26 protein-coding genes and 1 other RNA gene are annotated in these 18144 nt (G+C 70.6%); 13 read left to right on the forward strand and 14 right to left on the reverse strand.

Features of this window, described 5'->3' with window-relative positions; all coding sequences use genetic code 11:
- Positions 1–57 precede the first annotated feature (57 nt).
- An RNA gene (rnpB, locus tag Pta02_RS07815) (RNase P RNA component class A) lies at positions 58–452 on the forward strand.
- A 77-nt stretch (positions 453–529) separates the two neighbouring features.
- On the opposite strand, the gene Pta02_RS07820 is transcribed toward rnpB, so the two are convergent.
- Complete coding sequence (locus Pta02_RS07820; RefSeq protein ID WP_203874019.1) at positions 530–1021, reverse strand: tyrosine-type recombinase/integrase; 492 nt, start codon at positions 1019–1021, stop codon at positions 530–532.
- Positions 1022–1317: 296 nt separating this feature from the next.
- Here Pta02_RS07820 and Pta02_RS07825 point away from each other — a divergent pair, with 296 nt between their 5' ends.
- Entirely contained in the window at positions 1318–1797 is a 480-nt protein-coding gene (locus Pta02_RS07825) for an ArsI/CadI family heavy metal resistance metalloenzyme (protein WP_203874020.1), read from the forward strand.
- Positions 1798–1838: 41 nt separating this feature from the next.
- On the opposite strand, the gene Pta02_RS07830 is transcribed toward Pta02_RS07825, so the two are convergent.
- A complete protein-coding gene (locus Pta02_RS07830) occupies positions 1839–2924 on the reverse strand; it encodes a flavin-containing monooxygenase (protein WP_203874021.1) in 1086 nt (361 codons plus the stop codon).
- Positions 2925–2982: 58 nt separating this feature from the next.
- Here Pta02_RS07830 and Pta02_RS07835 point away from each other — a divergent pair, with 58 nt between their 5' ends.
- On the forward strand, positions 2983–3318 hold the full coding sequence (locus Pta02_RS07835; RefSeq protein ID WP_203874022.1) for an ArsR/SmtB family transcription factor: 336 nt from the start codon (positions 2983–2985) through the stop codon (positions 3316–3318).
- Between the two features lie 29 nt (positions 3319–3347).
- On the opposite strand, the gene Pta02_RS07840 is transcribed toward Pta02_RS07835, so the two are convergent.
- Positions 3348–3992, reverse strand: a complete 645-nt coding sequence (locus Pta02_RS07840; RefSeq protein ID WP_203874023.1) for a sigma-70 family RNA polymerase sigma factor — start codon at positions 3990–3992, stop codon at positions 3348–3350.
- A gap of 67 nt (positions 3993–4059) precedes the next feature.
- Positions 4060–4260 (reverse strand): hypothetical protein, encoded by a 201-nt coding sequence (locus tag Pta02_RS07845; RefSeq protein ID WP_203874024.1) that lies wholly within the window; start codon positions 4258–4260, stop codon positions 4060–4062.
- Positions 4261–4432: 172 nt separating this feature from the next.
- Between Pta02_RS07845 and Pta02_RS07850 the strand changes: the two genes are divergently transcribed.
- Genes Pta02_RS07850 through Pta02_RS07865 form a run of 4 tightly spaced genes read left to right on the forward strand, consistent with a single transcriptional unit; the run spans position 4433 to position 7744 of the window.
- The gene (locus Pta02_RS07850) at positions 4433–4570 is read left to right on the forward strand and encodes a hypothetical protein (RefSeq protein ID WP_203874025.1); all 138 of its coding nucleotides are present in this window, start codon (positions 4433–4435) and stop codon (positions 4568–4570) included.
- Between the two features lie 35 nt (positions 4571–4605).
- Positions 4606–6078 (forward strand): FAD-dependent oxidoreductase, encoded by a 1473-nt coding sequence (locus Pta02_RS07855; protein WP_203874026.1) that lies wholly within the window; start codon positions 4606–4608, stop codon positions 6076–6078.
- A 43-nt stretch (positions 6079–6121) separates the two neighbouring features.
- On the forward strand, positions 6122–7366 hold the full coding sequence (locus tag Pta02_RS07860) for an MFS transporter (RefSeq protein WP_239129849.1): 1245 nt from the start codon (positions 6122–6124) through the stop codon (positions 7364–7366).
- A gap of 30 nt (positions 7367–7396) precedes the next feature.
- Complete coding sequence (locus tag Pta02_RS07865) at positions 7397–7744, forward strand: ArsR/SmtB family transcription factor (RefSeq protein ID WP_203874027.1); 348 nt, start codon at positions 7397–7399, stop codon at positions 7742–7744.
- A 66-nt stretch (positions 7745–7810) separates the two neighbouring features.
- Here the strand turns inward: Pta02_RS07865 and Pta02_RS07870 are convergent, their stop codons facing one another.
- Both Pta02_RS07870 and Pta02_RS07875 read right to left on the reverse strand, forming a co-directional pair.
- Positions 7811–8032 (reverse strand): PEP-utilizing enzyme, encoded by a 222-nt coding sequence (locus tag Pta02_RS07870; RefSeq protein WP_373872350.1) that lies wholly within the window; start codon positions 8030–8032, stop codon positions 7811–7813.
- A gap of 238 nt (positions 8033–8270) precedes the next feature.
- On the reverse strand, positions 8271–8768 hold the full coding sequence (locus Pta02_RS07875; RefSeq protein ID WP_203874029.1) for a DUF2306 domain-containing protein: 498 nt from the start codon (positions 8766–8768) through the stop codon (positions 8271–8273).
- 87 nt (positions 8769–8855) lie between these two features.
- Here Pta02_RS07875 and Pta02_RS07880 point away from each other — a divergent pair, with 87 nt between their 5' ends.
- Together Pta02_RS07880 and Pta02_RS07885 are read left to right on the forward strand one after the other, a co-directional pair.
- Positions 8856–9194, forward strand: a complete 339-nt coding sequence (locus Pta02_RS07880) for a PadR family transcriptional regulator (RefSeq protein WP_203874030.1) — start codon at positions 8856–8858, stop codon at positions 9192–9194.
- Entirely contained in the window at positions 9176–9754 is a 579-nt protein-coding gene (locus Pta02_RS07885; protein WP_203874031.1) for a hypothetical protein, read from the forward strand. Before Pta02_RS07880 ends, Pta02_RS07885 begins: the two co-directional genes overlap by 19 nt.
- A 17-nt stretch (positions 9755–9771) precedes the next feature.
- Here the strand turns inward: Pta02_RS07885 and Pta02_RS07890 are convergent, their stop codons facing one another.
- From Pta02_RS07890 to Pta02_RS07900, 3 genes are read right to left on the reverse strand one after another with little or no spacing between them, the layout of a single operon-like run.
- Positions 9772–10176 (reverse strand): arsenate reductase ArsC, encoded by a 405-nt coding sequence (locus Pta02_RS07890; RefSeq protein WP_203874032.1) that lies wholly within the window; start codon positions 10174–10176, stop codon positions 9772–9774.
- Positions 10177–10236: 60 nt separating this feature from the next.
- The gene (locus Pta02_RS07895) at positions 10237–10965 is read right to left on the reverse strand and encodes an aquaporin (protein ID WP_203874033.1); all 729 of its coding nucleotides are present in this window, start codon (positions 10963–10965) and stop codon (positions 10237–10239) included.
- On the reverse strand, positions 10962–11327 hold the full coding sequence (locus Pta02_RS07900) for an ArsR/SmtB family transcription factor (RefSeq protein WP_239129856.1): 366 nt from the start codon (positions 11325–11327) through the stop codon (positions 10962–10964). Before Pta02_RS07900 ends, Pta02_RS07895 begins: the two co-directional genes overlap by 4 nt.
- An 88-nt stretch (positions 11328–11415) precedes the next feature.
- Between Pta02_RS07900 and Pta02_RS07905 the strand changes: the two genes are divergently transcribed.
- Complete coding sequence (locus tag Pta02_RS07905) at positions 11416–11895, forward strand: ArsI/CadI family heavy metal resistance metalloenzyme (protein ID WP_203874035.1); 480 nt, start codon at positions 11416–11418, stop codon at positions 11893–11895.
- A 24-nt stretch (positions 11896–11919) separates the two neighbouring features.
- Here Pta02_RS07905 and Pta02_RS07910 read toward each other — a convergent pair whose 3' ends face one another.
- From Pta02_RS07910 to Pta02_RS07920, 3 genes are all read right to left on the reverse strand, one after another.
- On the reverse strand, positions 11920–12438 hold the full coding sequence (locus Pta02_RS07910) for a hypothetical protein (RefSeq protein WP_203874036.1): 519 nt from the start codon (positions 12436–12438) through the stop codon (positions 11920–11922).
- Positions 12439–12791: 353 nt separating this feature from the next.
- Complete coding sequence (locus tag Pta02_RS07915; RefSeq protein ID WP_203874037.1) at positions 12792–13061, reverse strand: tyrosine-type recombinase/integrase; 270 nt, start codon at positions 13059–13061, stop codon at positions 12792–12794.
- A gap of 178 nt (positions 13062–13239) precedes the next feature.
- Positions 13240–13749, reverse strand: coding sequence for a hypothetical protein (locus tag Pta02_RS07920; RefSeq protein ID WP_203874038.1), 510 nt, complete (start codon positions 13747–13749; stop codon positions 13240–13242).
- A 242-nt stretch (positions 13750–13991) separates the two neighbouring features.
- Here Pta02_RS07920 and Pta02_RS07925 point away from each other — a divergent pair, with 242 nt between their 5' ends.
- On the forward strand, positions 13992–14600 hold the full coding sequence (locus Pta02_RS07925) for an Imm21 family immunity protein (RefSeq protein WP_203874039.1): 609 nt from the start codon (positions 13992–13994) through the stop codon (positions 14598–14600).
- Positions 14601–14646: 46 nt separating this feature from the next.
- On the opposite strand, the gene Pta02_RS07930 is transcribed toward Pta02_RS07925, so the two are convergent.
- On the reverse strand, positions 14647–14943 hold the full coding sequence (locus Pta02_RS07930; protein ID WP_203874040.1) for a hypothetical protein: 297 nt from the start codon (positions 14941–14943) through the stop codon (positions 14647–14649).
- 319 nt (positions 14944–15262) lie between these two features.
- Between Pta02_RS07930 and Pta02_RS42280 the strand changes: the two genes are divergently transcribed.
- Together Pta02_RS42280 and Pta02_RS07935 are read left to right on the forward strand one after the other, a co-directional pair.
- Complete coding sequence (locus tag Pta02_RS42280; RefSeq protein WP_373872351.1) at positions 15263–15388, forward strand: putative leader peptide; 126 nt, start codon at positions 15263–15265, stop codon at positions 15386–15388.
- A gap of 109 nt (positions 15389–15497) precedes the next feature.
- On the forward strand, positions 15498–16457 hold the full coding sequence (locus tag Pta02_RS07935) for a TauD/TfdA dioxygenase family protein (RefSeq protein WP_203874041.1): 960 nt from the start codon (positions 15498–15500) through the stop codon (positions 16455–16457).
- A gap of 151 nt (positions 16458–16608) precedes the next feature.
- Here Pta02_RS07935 and Pta02_RS07940 read toward each other — a convergent pair whose 3' ends face one another.
- Positions 16609–17916, reverse strand: a complete 1308-nt coding sequence (locus Pta02_RS07940; RefSeq protein ID WP_203874042.1) for an endo-1,4-beta-xylanase — start codon at positions 17914–17916, stop codon at positions 16609–16611.
- Between the last annotated feature and the right edge of the window lie 228 nt (positions 17917–18144).

Here is an 18144-nt window from a genome sequence, read left to right on the forward strand (position 1 = left end):
CTCCGGCGGCCGGACGGGAGTCCGCCGGGGAGCCGATAAGCTTGGCGGCACGGCGGACGAGCCGGCCGGGCGGCCGCGTCGGGTCTTCTTTCGAAGACCCGCCGAGGAAGGTCCGGGCTCCACAGGGCAGGGTGGTCGGTAACGCCGACCCGGGGTGACCCGCGGGACAGTGCCACAGAAAACAGACCGCCCCTCCTCGGAGGGGTAAGGGTGAAACGGTGGTGTAAGAGACCACCAGCGCCCACGGCGACGTGGGCGGCTCGGTAAACCCCACCCGGAGCAAGGTCAAGAAGGGACGCCCTCCGGGGCGTCCCGCGCGCGACGTTCGAGGGCTGCCCGCCCGAGCCGCGCGGGTAGACCGCTCGAGACCGGCGGCAACGCCGGTCCTAGATGGATGGTCGCCCCTTCACACCAGTGAAGGACAGAACCCGGCCTACAGGCCGACTCGTCCGCCTTCCCCGCCCCCGACCTGCGGCGGAGCGTGTCCTCGGCAAGATCGAAGCGCTCAGAGGGCACAATGGGGGCACATTCACGTGGAGCCGAGTGCGGCGGCGAAGGCGTTGTCCAGCGCCGCCCGCGCCCGCTCGGAGGCTTCCGGGACCAGGTGCCCGTACAGGTCCACGGTCGTGGTGATCGACTCGTGGCCCAGCCACCGGGACACCTCGGAGATCGGCACACCCTCGGCGAGCGCGGTGCTGGCGAAGGTGTGCCGCAGATCGTGGAAGGTCATGTCCATCGGCACCCCGGCCGCGAGGATCGCGGGCTTGAGGATGTCGGCGTTGAAGTAGTCACGGCGGATCAGATTGCCGCGCGTCGTGCGGAACAGCACGTCCTCGGGCTTGTGCCGGTCGATGTGGCCGGCCAGCGCGTCGGCGAGCACGGCCGGCATCGGGACGTCGCGGACGGAGGCCTTCGTCTTCGGCGGAGCCGGCACCGGGCGGCGATCGATCACCACGACCTGCAGATCCACCGTCAGCATGCCCTCGCCGAAGTCGATCCGGTCCACGGCCAGGCCGGTCACCGTCGATCACAACACCGCAGTCATCGAGGGTCTCGTCAAGCGCATCCAGGAGACCAAAGCCCGTCGTGCGGCTGAGCAAGCTCGTCGAGGTGATCTCGCCGGACCTCGTTGATCTGCCTCCGTCCAGACGTTCGGTGGTCGGGATGATGACGTTAACCGCCAGGGCGACAGCCAATGCTCGCGGGCGGCGGGCCAGGGTGACCTGAATCGCGGGCTCTATTGAGCTTGACGCTGCATCCGTCCGGCTCCCTCTCCGTCTACCTCGGCGAGAACCGAAACTCACACAGGAGGTAGTCATGTCCCGACTTCAGCTGGCCCTGCGGGTGCCCGATCTGACCCAGGCCGTGGAGTTCTACACCAAGCTGCTGGCGACCGCTCCGGCCAAGCTGCACGAGGGCTACGCCAACTTCGCCGTCGCACAGCCGCCGCTCAAGCTGATCCTGTTGCAGGGCGATCCCGCCGAGGCCACCGCCATGGACCATCTGGGCGTGGAGGTGGAGACCGGCCATGAGGTGATCGAGGCGGCTGACCGGCTCACGGCGGCGGGCCTGACGGTGGCGCATGAGGAGTCCACCTCGTGCTGCTACGCCGTACAGGACAAGATCTGGACCGAGGGACCCGGCCAGGAGCCCTGGGAGGTCTACGTGGTGAAGGAGGCGGCCGACAAGCTCACCCACGACAACGGAGTCTGCTGCGCCGCCGCCCCGGACGGTGTCACCGGCAAGACCACGCTCGCCTCTGTCGGGGCGACCGACGCCTGCAACACCTGCGGCTAACGGGCAGGGGGGCGGGTCACGGTCGGCGGCGACCAGGCGGCTCAGGTCCGGGCCGGGAGGCCTGTACCGCGGGAGGCCGTCAGGTGGCGGTCCAGGTGCCGGGCCAGATGCGTGGCGTCGCGGCCGACGCCACGCAGCGTGTTGGAGGATGGGGTGCGCTGCCATTCCAGGCCCAGGAAGCCGAGACCGGCGTGCGTGGTGGAGAGCCCGCTGCGCTGGCGGGGACGGCCGGATTCGTCCAGGGCGCCGAGGGTGTCGAGGTAGGGCAGGTGGGGGCGGTAGCCGGTGGCGAAGATGACCGCATCGACGTCTTCCCGGCTGCCGTCGGCCCAGATGACCTGATCGCCGTCGAAGCCGGTGAACATCGGGCGCCGTTCGATGCGGCCGTCGGCCAGGGCGTGCCGATAGCGGCCGTCGTCGAGCACCGGCCCCCTGGGCGGGGCGTCGGCCCGGCGGGCGGGCAGACGATCGAAACCGGTGACGGCGAACCAGAAGTGCAGATCCTTGCCCAGGGGACGCTGGTTGACGAAGCGGATCGACTCCCGGGTGGCCAGGCTCACCGCGGCGAGATCGGCCAGGTCGTGGGCGATCTGGATGGCGGAGTTGCCCGCGCCGACCACCAGGACGCGCCGGCCCGCATACGGCGACGGCTCCCGGTAGGCGGCCGCGTGCAGGATCTCTCCGGTGAAGCCGTCCTGACCGGGCAGGGCGGGCAGGTACGGGTTGCCGAAGGAGCCGCTGGCGGCGATCACCGCCGGAGCGTCCACGACGGTGCCGTCGGCCAGTTCGACAGCGAAGGCGTCGTTCTCCGCCCGCACCTGCGTCACGCGGGTGCCGGTGCGGATCTCGCTGTCCAGGCCGGCGGCGTAGCGCTGAAGGTAGGCGACGACCTCGTCGCGGTGCGGGTAGCGATCGGGGTCCCCGTCGAAGGGCAGGCCGGGCAGGGCACTGTAGCGGGCCGGGGAGAACAGGGTGAGGCTGTCGTAGTAGGCGGGCCAGGATCCGGTCGCGTGCTCGCCGGCCTCCAGCACGAGTGGCCGCAGTCCGGTGCGGAGCAGGGCGTGGGCGGCGGCCAGACCGGACTGGCCGCCGCCGATGACGGCGACATCGAAGGTAGAGGTGCTCATGCCATCGCATCATATCGTCAAATACGAAAATGACAATATGATGCGATAAGGTGAGGCCATGACCGCGAACGAGGCGATCGGATTGACAGAGGCGGCCCGCGCCCTGCTCAAGGCGCTGGCCAGCGAGACCCGCCAGCAGATCCTCATGCTGTTTTCCGGAGGGGGCGAGCTGACCGTGGGCCAGGTCGCCGAGCGCCTGAACCTGGCCCAGTCGGCGGCCTCCACCCACCTGGCCGCGTTGCGCGACGGTGGAGTGCTGTCTTCCCGGCGGGAGTGGAAGACCGTCTACTACCGGGCCGACCCGGCCCGGATCGGCCGGGCCTTGAGTGATCTGCAGGCGTGCCTGCACGCCTGTTGCCCGCCGGTCGACTGCCCGCCGGGCGCGTGCTCCTGAGGCCGGGCCGCCGATCGGGTTCCGGCCGCTCAGCCGCCGCATGGGCACGGGCCTGTGGACCGTACCTCGCGCACATCCCCGCGGGCGTCGACGGCTATTTGGCAGCAGGCCGTCAGCAGCGTGCGCAGCCGGGTCCGGGCCCGCTGGACGCGCGATTTCATGCCCGGCACCGACAGGCCGAGCCGGCGGGCGGCCTCGGTCTGGGTCAGGCCGTCGTAGTCGACCAAGGTGATGGCCTGGCGGTCGTGTTCGGACAACTGGGCCAGCATCGGCGCCAGGCACCCGCTCAGCGCCGTCAGCGCGCCAGGCTCGGCCGCCTCGGCACTCAGGCTGCGGTCGAAGGCGGCCCGGTGCTGCGCCCGCCCGGCCGCCGTGACCGCGCGGTGGTGATCGATGATCGCGTTGCGGGTGATCTGGTAGACCCACGCCTCCAGCCGTCCGGCCTCGCGCAGGCCAGAGGGGCTGCGGCTGATGCGCGCCAGCACCTCCTGGACGATGTCCTCGGCCTCATCGGGCCGGTCGATGCGGGCGGCGACGAAGGCGACCAGCCGGGTGCGCATCTGCGTGATCGCCGTCATGGCGTCGGCGGCCGGCTGGGCGCGTGTCGTCACGGTGCCGGGAGTTCGGGTGCGTGGTGTCGCGGCGCCGGCGGCCGGGTGGGCGCGCGTCGTCATGATGCCCTCCTTTTTTCGAGGGGGTCCGGGGCCGGGGCGGTTCGGCCCGGCCCCGGACCCATGGGTGTTACCGGCAGCCGCAGCTGCTGGGCGCCTGAGCCGTACCCTCGGCCGGCGCGGCGCCGGCCGGGGTGCCGCAGCAGGCGCCCTTGTCCTCGGGCGCGCAGCAGGTCTGCAGCGCAGAGGTCGAGCAACAGGCCTCGGCGGCGCCGGCCGGGGCGGTGGAGGGGGTCTGGGTGGCGCCGGAAGCGGTGTCGGTGCTGGTCATGGCGGATCATCCTCTTCTTCGAGACAACAACTCACTCAGGTAGACGGCAACAGGCGGAGATGGATGCACCGCCAGGAGCTCAAAAATTAGACCACCACCTAATTTGACAGATCTCTAATCAAGATGGCAGGCTGGGCGCTACTTAGACAAGCTTCGAAACAAGAGGTGTGAGATGCGCTCCCTGTTCCGCCGTCGCCCGACCCCCGTGACCGTTTCCTTCGACGAGGCCACCGGTGCCGTGTGCGACCACCTCTGCCAGGCCGAGGCCGCCATGGAACGCGCCCGCACCGCCGCCTGGCTCGCCCGCTGAATCCCGACGACCACCCGAACCCAGGAGAAACGATCATGAGTAGTGGATGCTGCGGCCCGGCCGCCCCCGCCGAGCAGGCCGTCGCGGCCGCCCAGAACGCGCCGACCGTGCACAGCACCCCCAGCGCCCCCGCCGAGCAGGCCGTGCTCCGGCCGGAGCTGAGCCATCTGCCGGTCGTGGTGATCGGTGCGGGTCCGGTCGGCCTGGCCGCCGCCGCCCACCTGGCCGAGCGCGACCAGGACTTCCTCATCCTGGAGGCCGGCGAGCAGGTCGCCGCCTCGGTGGCCCGGTGGGGTCACGTACGCGTCTTCAGCCCGTGGAAGTACAACATCGACGCCGCCGCCCGCCGCCTGCTGCAGGCCGACGGCTGGACCGCGCCCGACGAGGACTGGCTGCCCACCGGCACCGAGCTCATCGCCGACTACCTGGCCCCGCTGGCCAAGCTGTTCGGCCCGCGGGTACGGCTCGGCGCCGAGGTGAGCGCGATCAGCCGCCTCGGCTACGACCGAACGCGCACCACCGGCCGCGAGGGCGCGCCCTTCCTGATCCGCCTCGCCGACGGCGAGGAACTGCAGGCCCGCGCGATCATCGACGCCTCCGGCAGCTACGCCACCCCCAACGTGCTGGGCGCCTCCGGCCTGCCCGCGCACGGCGAGAGCGAGGCCGCCGCGCTCATCGACCACGCCCTGCCCGACGTGCTGGGCGTCGACCGGGAGCGCTATGCCGGCAGGCACACCCTGGTGGCGGGCGCCGGTCACTCGGCCGCCACCACGCTGCTGGCCCTGGCCGCCCTGGCCGAGCAGGCCCCCGGCACCCGGATCACCTGGGCGATCCGCGCCGGAAACGCCACCCGCACCTACGGCGGCGGCGCGGCTGATGCGCTGCCGGCCCGCGGCGCGCTCGGCACCCGGCTGCGCGAGCATGTCACCTCCGGCCGCATCACCCTGCTGACCGGTTTCTTCACCCACCGCGTACGGCAGGCCGCCGACGGCATCGAGGTGATCAGCCGTGACCCGTCCGGCGCCGAGCAGTCCGTCACCGTCGACCGGGTCGTGGCCGCCACCGGCTACCGCCCCGACCACTCCATCGCGAGCGAGCTGCGCCTGGACCTGGACGCGATCCTCGGCTCCACCCGCGCCCTGGCCCCGCTGATCGACCCCAACCACCACTCCTGCGGCACCGTGCCCGCCCACGGCGCCGACGAGCTGGCCCACCCGGAAGCCGGCTACTACGCCGTCGGCGTCAAAAGCTACGGCCGCGCCCCGACCTTCCTCATGGCCACCGGCTACGAGCAGGTCCGCTCGGTGGTCGCCGCGCTGGCAGGGGACTGGGAGGCCGCCCGACAGGTGCAGCTGGAGCTGCCCGAGACCGGCGTGTGCTCCTCCAGCCTCGCCGAGGTCCAAGAGGCCCGCGTCGGCCTGGCCACCGGCATCAGCGGCGGCCTGCTGGCCACCCCGCTGCCGCTGGCGACCGTCTCCGCATCCAGCGGCGGCGGCTGCTGCGGCTGATGCCGCTGCGGTGCTGCCACCAGGAGAAGATCGCGTGCGCAAGGTGAGTTCATCGACGGGCTCCGCCGCTGCCGTCCCGGCCGACGTCAGCGGCCGGAGCGGCAGCAGCCGGGGCCGGTACGGCACGCGGCTGATCGCAGCGCTGGCGATCACTCAGACCGCCGGGTACGGCGTGCTGTACTACGCCTTCGCCGTCCTGCTGGTTCCCATGAGCCGCGACCTGCACGCCGGCACCGGCCAGATCGCCGGGGCACTGACGGCCTCGGTGCTGAGCACGGCGCTGGCCGCCCCGTGGGTGGGCCGACTGCTGGACGCCCGCGGCGGCCGGGCTCCGATGACGGCCGGGTCCGTGCTCGGCGCGGCCGCGGTGCTGGCCTGGTCCCAGGTCACCACGCTGATCCAGTTGTATGCGGCGCTGCTGCTGGTCGGCCTGGCCTCGGCCCTGGTGTTGTATGAGGCGGCCTTCACCGTCGTCATCGCCGTCTGCTCACCCGCCCGCCGGGCGAAGGCGCTGCTGGCGATCACCATCGTGGCCGGGTTCGCCTCCAGCGTGTTCTTCCCGCTGACCGGATTGCTGGTCGCCGCCTTCGACTGGCGCACCACCCTGCTCATCCTCGCCGCCGCCTACGCGGCCCTGGCCATCCCGCTGCACGCGCTGATCCTGCCCGGCCGCGACCATGCCCGCGAGCGGGCCGACCCATCGGCCGCACCACGCCGCTCCGAACCGGTGCGCACCGCCATACGCGGGCGGGCGTTCTGGCTGCTGGCAGGAGCGTTCCTGGCCCAGACCGGCGCAGTCGCCGTGATGGCCGTGCTGCTGGTCGCCTACCTCATCGCCCTGGGCCACGCGCCGGTCTTCGCCGCCGGGGCGGCCGGGCTGCTGGGCGTGCTGTCGGTCACCGGCCGCCTGATCAGCACCGCCTTGTCAGCCCGCCTGCCCATCGCGCTGGTCACCGCCGCGATCTTCGCTCTGCAGGGCGCCGCCGCCCTCACGCTGCCGATCGTCGGCCGCAGCCCGGCGGGCGCGATCGGCGCGGTGACGCTGTTCGGCCTGGGGTTCGGGGTGGCGACCATCGCCCGGCCCGCCCTGCTGGCCGAGCGGTACGGCGCCGGTGCCTACGGCAGCATCAGCGGCGCGCTGGCCCTGCCGGTGATGGCGGCCAAGGCCGGCGCCCCGTTGCTCGCCGCCGTCCTGCTCCCGGTCGCCGGCTACGGCTGGGTGATGGGCGCGGTGGCGCTGGCTTGCGTGATCGCGGCTTCGGCCCTGGTCGCCTACCATCGCGTATGATTTCGATGAGTTTCAAAGTAAGGAGCCCGTATGACCGCCGTCACGATTGCCTGCTGTGCGCCGATCGCCCGTGAGCCGCTGTCGGAGAGTGATGCGGCCGAGCTGGCGATCATGCTCAAGGCGGTCGCCGACCCGATCCGGCTGCGCCTGCTGTCGATGATCGGCTCGCATGCGGGCGGTGAGGCGTGCGTGTGCGATCTGACCGGTGCCTTCGACCTGACCGCGCCCACCATCTCCCATCACCTCAAGACCCTGCGCACCGCGGGCTTGATCGACGGTGAGCGGCGCGGCACCTGGGTCTACTACCGCATCATCCCCGAGGCGGTGAACAGGCTTGGCGCCTTGTTCGCCCCGCTGGCCGAGCCCGCCACACTATGACGCGCCTCTCCATCGTGATCACCACCTGGCCACCCGGGGCATACTGCTGGGTCGGCATGTCCGGTCTCACTCCGCTGGGGTGACGGTGCCCCGGGTGCCGTCGACCGTCACGCGCCGGCCGTCGCATAGTTGTACGGTGGCCTCCCCAGTGGCCACGACGGCGGGCAGGCCGTACTCGCGGGCGATCAACGAGGCATGGGCCGCCGGCGTGCCGCCGTCGGTCACCACCGCGACGACCTTGGTGAACAGCGGAGTCCAGGCGGGCGCGGTGGAGCGGGCCACCAGCACGTCTCCGGGAGCGACTTCGGCGAAGTCCTCGGGGCCGTGGACGATGCGTACCGGCCCGGTGGCGCGGCCAGGCGGCGGTAGCGCTCCCAGCGGCGACGGCGGTCATCGGCGGATGTGCCGTCGGCGTAGGAGGCTTCGGACAGGTCCTCGGCCACCGCCGAGGAGCGCACCGCGAACGGGCCGTCGCCCAGCTTGGCGGCGGCGCGATCACCCCCGGCGGCGTCCGCCAGCCGCACGATCATCGTGTCACCCCTTTCCCCGTTCGGCCGATGCGCAGGGCGCGCAGCAGGATCGGCACCCCGATCATGGTGGGCAGCACCCAGTGGCTCCACGCCGGAAGGCGGTCCCAGCCGGGCAGATGAGGGCCGTTGTCCACATAGAAACCGGTCAGCAGGGCGATGTAGGACAGGCCCATGCCGAGGATGTGCAGGCGCGGTCTGCGGTGCCGGCTCCGGTAGCCGGTGAGCATCGCCGTCCAGGCCAGGCAGCCGATGGCGAACAGGTGGGCGGTGTGCTGCCAGCGGAGCGCCGCCATGACGGCCATCGAGGCGAACACCGCCGTCAGGCTCCAGCGGTAGACCCGCCCGGCCCGCCGGTGCACGGTGCCGCCCTTGCGCGCCAGCATGGCGACCGCGCCGCCGGCCACACCCATCAGCCCGGCCGGGACGTGGACGGCCAGTGCGGCCAGGAAGGCCGGACCGGCGTCCGGGATCGGCAGGCCGAGGATGTCGTCCATAACGACCTCCATGAGTAGCATTGCTACCTATAGCAACACTACTCCGGCGCTTGCCTGCCCGAAAGGCCCGATATAGCGTTACTACCTATGCGGGCAGAGGCACTCAAAGGTCACCTCGACGGTCTGCTCCTGGCCACCCTGGAGGACGGGCCGCTGCACGGGTATGCGGTCAAGGAGGCCCTGCGCGAGGTCACCGAAGGCCGGATCGACCTGCCCACCGGCACCGTCTATCCCGCCCTGCACCGCCTGGAGGGCGCCGGGCTGATCAGCGGCACCTGGGCCGTCGCCAACGGACGCCGCCGCCGTACCTACCGGCTCACCGCGGCCGGGCACGCCGCGCTCAGCGACCAGCGGGCCGGCTGGCAGGAGTTCGCCACCGCCGTCACCTTCGCCCTGAAGGCCCGCCCATGGCCGGCCACCCCCTGATCACCGCGCAACTCGACGCCCTGGCCGCGCGGCTGCCCGCCCCGGCGGCCGCGGAGCTCGCCGACGGACTCTGGGAGACCTACGAGCGCCGGCTCGACGAGTGCGGCGATCCCGACCGCGCCGCCTACGCCGCCGTCACCGACTTCGGCGACGCCGACACGATCACGGCCGCCTTCCTGCGGCACGCACCCCAGCGGCGCGTCGCCCTGCTGCTGCTGGCCACCGGCCCGATCATGGCCGTCCTGTGGGGTACGGCCCTGCTGACCGCCCACGCGCTTGCCTGGCCGGTCCCGCCCGCAGGAAAGCTCCTGTACGGAGGCGCGCTGATGGCCACGGTCGCGCTGTTGCTCATGACCATCCGGGAACGGCGCTCCTACCGCCGCGGCCGGGCGATGACCGTGGGTGCTCTCGCCGCGCTCATCGCGCTCGACGTCCTGATGTCGCTCACGGCCGTCACGGTGGGTCCCGTCCCGGCCTGGCCGACGGCACTGGCCGTGACGGCCAGCATGCTGCGCATCCTGCTCGCCCTCCGGGCCCTGCCATCCGTCCTCACCGGATAAACCGTCAGGGGAACGCCTCAGGCGGGCAGCAGTTCGGCGACGAGCCGCTCGACGCGGGTGCGGATCTCATCGCGGATCGGCCGTACGGCCTCGATGCCCTGTCCGGCCGGGTCGTCGAGTTTCCAGTCCTCGTAACGCTTCCCGGGGAAGAACGGGCAGGCGTCCCCGCAGCCCATGGTGATGACCACGTCGGAGTCCTGTACGGCCTCGGTGGTAAGCATCTTCGGACTCGCGCCGGTGATGTCGATGCCGACCTCGTGCATCGCCTCGACCGCGACCGGGTTGATGCTCTCAGCCGGAGCGGACCCGGCCGAGCGGACCTCGATGCGATCGCCCGCCAGGTGGGCCAGCCAGCCGGCGGCCATCTGGGAGCGTCCGGCGTTGTGCACGCACACGAACAACACGCTGGGCTTGTCACTCATCTCTCAGGTTCCTCTCTGCAGGCCGCCCGGGTGCGGCCGGTGAAGGGTGAGTTCGGCCGGTCACGGTCGCGACGCCGGATGCGGCATGACCGCCCCCTGCTCCTCGCCCGCCGGAGCGCGGCCGAACAAGCCGGTCACCAGCAGCAGGCCGATCAGCCCGCCGGCCAACTGGGCGACGACGAAGCCGGGCACCGAGGCCGGGGCGATGCCGGCGAAGGAGTCGGAGAACGCCCGCCCGATCGTGACAGCAGGATTGGCGAAACTGGTGGAGGAGGTGAACCAGTAGGCCGCGCCGATGTAACTCGCCACCGCCACCGGCGCGACCGTGGTGCGGCCGGCCCGCACCAGAGCGAAGATCACCAGGATCAACCCCGCGGTGGCCACCACCTCGCCCAGCCACAGGTGGCTCGCGGACCGCTCGGTGGCCGCCCAGCTGACTGCGGGCTTGTCGAACATGGCGTTGGCCAGCGCCGCCCCGCCGATCGCCCCGCCGGTCTGCGCGACTAGATAGGCGCCCAGCTCGCGGGCGGTCAGCCCGGTGCCGGTACGGCGTGCCTGCCACCACTCGGCGGCCGAGACCACCGGGTTGAAATGTGCGCCGGAGACCGGCCCGAGCACGACGATCAGAACGCCCAGGCCGAACACCGTGGCCAGGGCGTTCTCCAGCAGCTGTAGCCCCACGTCATTCGGCGACAGGGTCTGGGCCATGATCCCGGAGCCGACCACCACCGTCACCAGCAGCGCCGTACCAATGAACTCGGCCAGCAGCCGGCGCGGTAGCGGGATCACGTGACCGCGCCGGTCGGCAGGCTCAGCAGTGCTGACAGTTCAGCCAGTCGCTCGGGAACCACCCGGTAGTACACCCACGAGGCGCGCCGCTCGCTGGTGAGCAACCCGACCTCCTTGAGAACCTTGAGGTGGTGGCTGATGGTGGGCTGGGTCAGATCGAAGGCCGCACTCAGGTCGCATACGCACGCCTCGCCGTCGACGTGGCTGGACACGATCGACAGGATGCGCAGTCGGACCGGGTCGCCCAGCGCCTTGAACGCCCGCGCCACCCCGGCCGCCTGCTCGGCGCCTATCGGCTCCCGCGCCAGCGGCGCACAGCACCCTACGGTCTGGTCAGGCGCGGGAAGGAATTGCTTCGACACGCCTCTATGTTGACCCCCATCTATTCCGCATGCCAACCTCGACTGTATAGATAGACATCGAAACGGGCTCGCCGACCCGGAGACCGTCATGTCCCGTGTCCAGCTCGCCCTGCGCGTCGCCGACCTGGAGGGCTCGATCGCCTTCTACCCCAAGCTCTTCGGCGCCGCCCCGGCCGAGCGCCGCGAGGGCTACGCCAACTTCGCCATCGCCGAACCGCCGCTCAAACTGGTGCTCATCGAAGGCGAGACCGGCCAGGACACCCGCCTGGACCACCTCGGCGTCGAGGTCGCCTCCACCGAGGAGGTCGACGCCGCGATCGAGCGCCTGAAGCAGGCCGGCCTGGCCACCTTCGAGGAGAACGACACCTCCTGCTGCTACGCCGTGCAGGACAAGGTCTGGGTCCACGGCCCCGGCGCCGAGCCCTGGGAGGTCTACGTGGTCAAGGCCGACGCCGACACCCTCGGCAAGAGCGCCGCGATCACCGCCGGCGGCGACGCCTGCTGCGGCACCACCGCCTGCTGCATCCCCGGCGGGAAGGTCACCGACGCCACCCCGACGACATCCTGAACCGGTTCGCTCCCGAGCCCGACTTCACTGACCGGCAACCGGGCTGCGCCGCTCCACCGGCACTGCGTCCCGCCGGACGCCGAGGTCGGCCTTCACGGTGCGCAGTGACGGGACCTCGCCCGACGTGACGAGGGCGGAGTAGCGCCGCACCGCTTCCTGGTGCAGCGGGTCCTCGTCGAGCGCATCCCCGGGTACGGCGGGAGCCGCCTCGGGTGCGGCCGGGTTCTCGGTGAGTCCGCCGGGACCCGGATCCGGTGCGTCGTCGGGTACACCGGGGCCTTCGTCGGGTGCGTGCACCTCGCCGTCCGGAGGGATCACGGGCAGCGGGACCGCTTGGGCCGTCGGGAACTCCGCATCAGCTGCTGCGGTGACGGCAGTCGGGAGAAGTGCCGGGACCTCGGTTCCGGTGGCGATCGGCCGGGCCTGCGCCGCCTCGGCAGGAGTCAGTTCACCGAGGCGGTACAGCGCCCGCTCACGCCGTGGTGCCCTCCACCGCCAGCGCCAGCCGTACCGGTCCTGCAGAATGGCAGACGGGACGATCAAGCGAGTGGGAAATGCGTGCGAGGGCACTCGCCAAAGCCGGAACGATGTAGGGATTGGCATCGTTTGACCACATGATTCAGCGCATCCTCAACAACCGGAGGCGGTCCCTTCGGGGCTGTTCGGCGACAACGATGACGAAGAACTGGCTCAGCTCTCTCGTGACGCGCGAAGCGCAGTGGAACGCGGGTTTCAGGTCTACGTGGTGCGCATCGCGGTCAGCATGAAGAAAATGGACCAGAGCCAGACTGTATGGGAGGCCACTGAAGCGATAGACCGTATCGAGCGAGAGGGGTGGCGGCTTGACCGTGTTCTTGAGGCAGCTGCTCCAAATGGGCTTAAGTTCGGCCAGACGCTCACATGTCGTGCCCCAGCCATCGGGACACCTCGGAGATCGGGACACCCTCGGCGAGCGCCGTGCTGGCGAAGGTGTGCCGCAGATCGTGGAAGGTCATATCCGCCGGCACCCCGGCCGCGAGGATCGCGGGCTTGAGGATGTCGGCGTCGACGTAGTCGCGGCGGATCAGGTTGCCGCGCGTCGTGCGGGACGGCGCGTCCTCGGGTTTGTGCCGACGGTGTTGTACGACTCGATCTACCGCGCAGATGAGCTCTTGATCAACGTGCATGCTCACGGCACCCGCGCTCCCGAGGCACCGGTCGTCTACCTGGCCCACAGCGGGACCGGTACCGCGGCAGCGACCTGTCTCGGCAGCTTCGAGCGCCTCTGGAGTGAGACTGAAGCGGCATGCGCGCCCAGGACCGGAAGGTGAACCCCCGGTTCGGAGGTCTCCGAAGGCGGAGAGGTCAGTCCCACCACACGACCACGGCCAGCTCATGATGTGCGGCCCCGGCATAGAAATCGAGCAGCGCGGCGAGGTGCCGCGTCAGATACTCCCCAGGGCGGTCCACGCCAGGGAGAAGCTCGCCGGCCACGGCCAGGGTTTCCCCGCCGGGTGAGGACAGCGCGGCCAATATCGCTGCTTCCGCGTCCGGCAGCATCTGTGCCACCTGAGCGACGGCGGCAGAGGTCAACGTGGTGACCGGGTGTTCCCACACGGTGGCGGGGTGATCCCGGTAAGCCGGGTTCACCTCCTCGTCCCCGGTCAGTGCGCGTCGTAGGGCGGCGAGGACGCCGGGATCGGCACAAGCCAGTTCACCGACGCGCAGGAGCGGCCCCGGTGCCCAGTCCAGATCGAGATAGTCAGAGCGAGGAGCCGTCGCAAAAGAGCAGAGCCGATCCAGTTCCTCAACCGGTGCCCGGCAGGAAGCCAGTTGTTGCTCCGAAACCCGGGCGAACTGGTGCGTCACGGCCATGTCCACCAGCCTGGCAGACCCCGCACCATGCGATGTCCGGTCTCAGGACCCGTGCGACAGAGAGCGTGGCACCGGGGTAGAGCTTCTGCCAGTTGACGCCCCAGACGCACTACGGACGTACTGCGACCTCTGACGTCCTCTCCGAGAGGGCCTCGAACAGGGAGATACCGTGTGACCATGGCCGAGCAGTCGTGTCAGGGCCGCTGCCTTCCGTGGACGGGCCGATGAGGGCGAGGCCGTCTGTGCTGTACCCCTGGGTCGAGAGCGGGGGAGGGCCGCTGATCGCCGTTCCCGGGTCCGAGCTGGACACCTGGGCGGGTGCGGACGACAACGACGGTCCCGTGGAGACGCGGGGTGACTATGGTCGTGCCTGTGCCGTCGAGGGCTTCATCGGTCTCGTCGCCGTCGGTGCGCAGCAGGCTCTGGTGCTCGGCGACGAGCCGGCCATGACGACCTATCTGGCGGCCGAACGCCTTTTCGTACGCTGGCTTGCGGCGGACTTCGAAGCCGAGCTGATCACGGCGGCCCGGCGAGCTCTCGCAGAACAGCCCGACTGGGACGATGACGAAGACCTGATCTGGCGGGTACGGGAGGCGGTCGTGCTCTTCGACTCCGTGATTCCCGGCGCTGAGCTGGAGCCCGACGACAGGCTCGTCATCGATCTCGACCCGGGGGAGTACAGGGTCCGCGCCACCTACACGGAGGACAAGGGCAACTGCATGGTCCTCGTCCACCTTCAGCCGACGAGTGGGCTGCATGTCGACGAGGGCGTTCGGCCGGGTGAGGTCCGCAGACTCAGGGAACGTCACCGGGATTGGACACCGAAGGCATCCACCAGCTCGTCGCTGTAGGGATCCCGCCCGGCTCCGATGGTGGCCGGGGCCGAGATGGAGGCCTTCACATCCCAGCCGTACCGGGTGGCGGCGACGCCTCCCCCGGCAGCGACTCGGGGCCCGTCCGCCAGACGGTCGTGACCGTTACCGGCACACCCCTATGGTCGGTGCCGATGCCCCACATCAAGGAGATCTTGCCGACATGCGGATCGAGCCGGCCGCCGAGCGTGCGCATCCGGTGCACCGCTGATGCGATCTTGACCTGGTCGGCCGCCCGCCGATCGCCGTTGGCGGCGTCCTCCTTCAGGAACCGCAGAGGGCGGGGCTGGGTGATCACCTGGCGTTTCACGTCGGCGGCCATCCCGCCTCGGACCTCTGATGGACCTTCACCGCGGCCCCCGGCTTTGCAGCCGCTTCACGGCAGCCACCACATCCACCCCGGTCGCCTGCGCGGGGGCAGGCGGAGCGGTCAGTCCGAGCACGATCACCGGTATTACTTGCCACCTCATGGTGGGCGATCACCCCACAGCATTTGATAAGCGGCTTTCCTGCAGGTCCGGTCGTGGTTGTTCGCCTCTCAAGCAGCCCTGCGGTTCGGCGTTCCGACTGTCCGCCACGAGACGACAGCCAGGCCTTGGAGGGTGGGCCGAGCGGCGTAGGTCGAAGAGGCGCACGATTTCATGTATTTCCTATTGACTTATAGGGAAATATGGCTCAGAGTCGGAGACGTGAGCAGCGAGCTTCTGACCTCGCGCCGCCACGTCGACCTCCGGCGGCAGGCGAGCGCCCTGTGTGCGATGCGGTGACCTCCGGGTCCCGCCACCTCCGTTCCCCGGTGCCGGGCCCGACCGGCTCGCACCGTCCCGTGCCGGGTTAGGACACGCCCGGCGGCATCAGAACTCAGGAGGCCATCACATGCCGGCAACCACCAGCACCCTCGAGATCCGGCGCGTCGCCGGGCACATCGGCGCGGAGATCACCGGAATCGACATCTCCCACCCGCTCGACCCCACCACGGTCGCCGAGATCCGCCAGGCCCTGCTCGCGTACAAGGTCGTGTTCTTCCGCGGCCAGACCCTCGACCACTCCTCGCAGATCGCCTTCGCCCGCCAGTTCGGCGAGCTCACCCACGCCCACCCGCACGAGGACGCGCCGCCGGAGGAGTTCCCGCAGATCCTCACCATCGACCCGCTCCGTTACGAGGAACGCTACGGGGCGAAGTACCGCGAGCTCTACCGCAAGCGGCAGTACTCCTACTACTCCGGCTGGCACACCGACGTCACCGCCGCGGTCAACCCGCCCGCCGCCTCCATCCTGCGGGCGGAGACCGTCCCGGAGTTCGGCGGCGACACCCAGTGGACCAACCTGGTGGCGGCCTACGAGGGCCTGTCCGGGCCGCTGCGCTCCTTCGTCGACGGCCTGCGCGCCGAGCACCGCTTCCTGGCCGGCTACCAGACCACCGACGAGGACGGCGAGCTGCTCAAGCGGATCAACGACAACCTGCTGATCTCCGTCCACCCCGTGGTACGGGTCCACCCGGAGACCGGGGAGCGGGCGCTGTTCGTCAACCCCGGTTTCACCGACCGCATCGTCGGTGTCTCCCCCCAGGAGAGCCGGCGCATTCTGGACCTGCTCTACGAGCAGATCACCCGCCCCGAGTACACGGTCCGGTTCCGCTGGGCGCCGGGCGGCGTCGCCTTCTGGGACAACCGCGCCACCGCCCACCTGGCCCCCACCGACCTGGACCACCTCGACGTACGGCGCACGCTGCACCGCGTCACCCTGATCGGCGACCGGCCCGTCGGCCCCGACGGGTTCGTCTCCGAGATCGTCGCCGGTCGCGAGTTCGCCGCGGAGTCCCTGGTCGTCGCCTGACGGCCCGGATCTCCGCCGGCAACCGGCGATCCATCCCACGAGCACGGGCGGGGGCCCTGGGGGGTGTCCCCCGCCCGTTCCCCATGGCGGCCCGGGCGGCCGAAAGAAGCACTCCCAGCCGTGACCGGCGGGCAGCGGCGGCCGGCGAGGATCACAGCGCCACGCTGATCGCCGTTTCCCCCGGTTCGTCGAGCCTGAAGGTCGCCGTCCTGCCTCCGGCCGAGACCTCGTACTCGCCCAGGAACCCGCTGAAGCGGACCACTCCGTCGTCATCGGCCGCCATCGTGGTCGGCTCCAGCCACCACTCGCCCTTGACCAGCGAGCGCAGGGCCTCGTACGAGGGCTTCGGCGTGCCGTCGAGGCGGACGAAGCCTCCCGGGGCGCCGAGCCAGCCGCCGTCCGAGAAGCCCCAGTACGTCATCCCCTCCACCGCCGGATGGGACAGCAGGGTCTTGTAGTGGCGGACGATCTCTTCGGCCTGGCGCTCCTCGCCCTCCGGCGTCGTCGGCCACTCCGGGACCCGGTAGTCGTTCAGGTCCTCGATCTCCGGCGGCATGATCTGCCCGGAGACGATGGTGGTCTCGGTGAAGTGGATGGGCAGCCCGTAGCGCGCGAAGCGGTCGATGACGGCGAGGGTCTTCTCCTCTCCCCAGTACCCCTGGTGCATGTGGCTCTGCAGCCCGAGTGCGTCGATCTTGATGCCCGCTTCGAGTACGCCCTCGATCAGGCACTCGTAGGCGGTGGACATGTCGAAGTCGTTGAGCAGGAGCGTGGCGTTCGGATTGGCCTCGCGCGCCGCGTCGAAGACCGTCCTGACCAGCGGGATGCGGCCCATGTCCCGGCAGATCCGGGTGATGCCGTTGTCGTACTTGTCGAAGACCGGCATGATCACGACTTCGTTGATGACGTCCCACATGTCGATCAGCCCGCCGAAGCCGGTCACCTCCCGGTGGATGCGGCGCACCTGCTCGCGGAGGATCTCCTCGTTCGGCAGCTCCAGCAGCCAGTCGGCGGTGACGGTGTGCCAGGCCAGCGGGTGGCCCTTGACCACGCAGCCCCGGTCGGCGAACCACCGGGCCGTCTTGCGCAGCCGCTCGGTGTCCGGCCGGCCGCGGACGGGCTCGAAACGTCCCCAGTAGAAGGGGAGCGTGACGAAGTTGAACAGCTCCAGCCAGCGCTCGGCCAGGTCCTCGTCGTGCACCGCGACGGCCTCGTCCGGCAGCTCCGATCCGCTCCTCGGGGCGGCGGAGGGATCGGGCAGGGGTTCGCCGTTGGCCAGGGGGATGAAGTCGAAGCCGATGCAGCCGAAGAGGAACTTGTGGTTCCGCTGCCTGACGATTACGTCCCGGCCGGCTGACGGCACTCCGTCCACGGTGACGGTGAGGACGGCGGCCGCGGTGCGGTTCCGCCGGATGAGGGAGTCGGCGTCGAACGCGGAGCAGTCAGGCTGGGACGGCATCGGGATGTCCTTCGGCGCTGTTCGGGGCGGTGATGTCCGGGGCGGTGATGTCCGGGGCGGTGATGTCCGGGGCGGTGATGTCCGGGCGGGAACGACGTGGCCGGGGCCGGTCCCGTGACTCGGCCCTGTCGCCCGCTCCCGGCGCGGGAGCGGGAAGGAGGGGCTCCGCCGAGAAGCAGTCTGGAGAGGGTGCCGAAATGTGTCAATAGGCGGCCGAAAGTTTCAGTC

This window comes from Paraplanobispora takensis, from assembly GCF_016863195.1.
Classification (GTDB): Bacteria; Actinomycetota; Actinomycetes; order Streptosporangiales; family Streptosporangiaceae; genus Planobispora; species Planobispora takensis.

Excerpts from the sequence above, each read along its gene's own strand:
- Pta02_RS07890 (WP_203874032.1), bottom strand. The coding sequence starts at position 10,176 with ATGAGTGACAAGCCCAGCGTGTTGTTCGTGTGCGTGCACAACGCCGGA.
- Pta02_RS07825 (WP_203874020.1), top strand. The coding sequence starts at position 1,318 with ATGTCCCGACTTCAGCTGGCCCTGCGGGTGCCCGATCTGACCCAGGCC.
- Pta02_RS07875 (WP_203874029.1), bottom strand. The coding sequence starts at position 8,768 with ATGGACGACATCCTCGGCCTGCCGATCCCGGACGCCGGTCCGGCCTTC.
- Pta02_RS07840 (WP_203874023.1), bottom strand. The coding sequence starts at position 3,992 with ATGACGACGCGCGCCCACCCGGCCGCCGGCGCCGCGACACCACGCACC.
- Pta02_RS07855 (WP_203874026.1), top strand. The coding sequence starts at position 4,606 with ATGAGTAGTGGATGCTGCGGCCCGGCCGCCCCCGCCGAGCAGGCCGTC.
- Pta02_RS07850 (WP_203874025.1), top strand. The coding sequence starts at position 4,433 with ATGCGCTCCCTGTTCCGCCGTCGCCCGACCCCCGTGACCGTTTCCTTC.
- Pta02_RS07885 (WP_203874031.1), top strand. The coding sequence starts at position 9,176 with ATGGCCGGCCACCCCCTGATCACCGCGCAACTCGACGCCCTGGCCGCG.
- Pta02_RS07880 (WP_203874030.1), top strand. The coding sequence starts at position 8,856 with ATGCGGGCAGAGGCACTCAAAGGTCACCTCGACGGTCTGCTCCTGGCC.
- Pta02_RS07930 (WP_203874040.1), bottom strand. The coding sequence starts at position 14,943 with ATGGCCGCCGACGTGAAACGCCAGGTGATCACCCAGCCCCGCCCTCTG.
- Pta02_RS07845 (WP_203874024.1), bottom strand. The coding sequence starts at position 4,260 with ATGACCAGCACCGACACCGCTTCCGGCGCCACCCAGACCCCCTCCACC.
- Pta02_RS42280 (WP_373872351.1), top strand. The coding sequence starts at position 15,263 with ATGTATTTCCTATTGACTTATAGGGAAATATGGCTCAGAGTCGGAGAC.
- Pta02_RS07920 (WP_203874038.1), bottom strand. The coding sequence starts at position 13,749 with ATGGCCGTGACGCACCAGTTCGCCCGGGTTTCGGAGCAACAACTGGCT.
- Pta02_RS07915 (WP_203874037.1), bottom strand. The coding sequence starts at position 13,061 with ATGCACGTTGATCAAGAGCTCATCTGCGCGGTAGATCGAGTCGTACAA.
- Pta02_RS07905 (WP_203874035.1), top strand. The coding sequence starts at position 11,416 with ATGTCCCGTGTCCAGCTCGCCCTGCGCGTCGCCGACCTGGAGGGCTCG.
- Pta02_RS07940 (WP_203874042.1), bottom strand. The coding sequence starts at position 17,916 with ATGCCGTCCCAGCCTGACTGCTCCGCGTTCGACGCCGACTCCCTCATC.
- Pta02_RS07835 (WP_203874022.1), top strand. The coding sequence starts at position 2,983 with ATGACCGCGAACGAGGCGATCGGATTGACAGAGGCGGCCCGCGCCCTG.
- Pta02_RS07935 (WP_203874041.1), top strand. The coding sequence starts at position 15,498 with ATGCCGGCAACCACCAGCACCCTCGAGATCCGGCGCGTCGCCGGGCAC.
- Pta02_RS07830 (WP_203874021.1), bottom strand. The coding sequence starts at position 2,924 with ATGAGCACCTCTACCTTCGATGTCGCCGTCATCGGCGGCGGCCAGTCC.
- Pta02_RS07865 (WP_203874027.1), top strand. The coding sequence starts at position 7,397 with ATGACCGCCGTCACGATTGCCTGCTGTGCGCCGATCGCCCGTGAGCCG.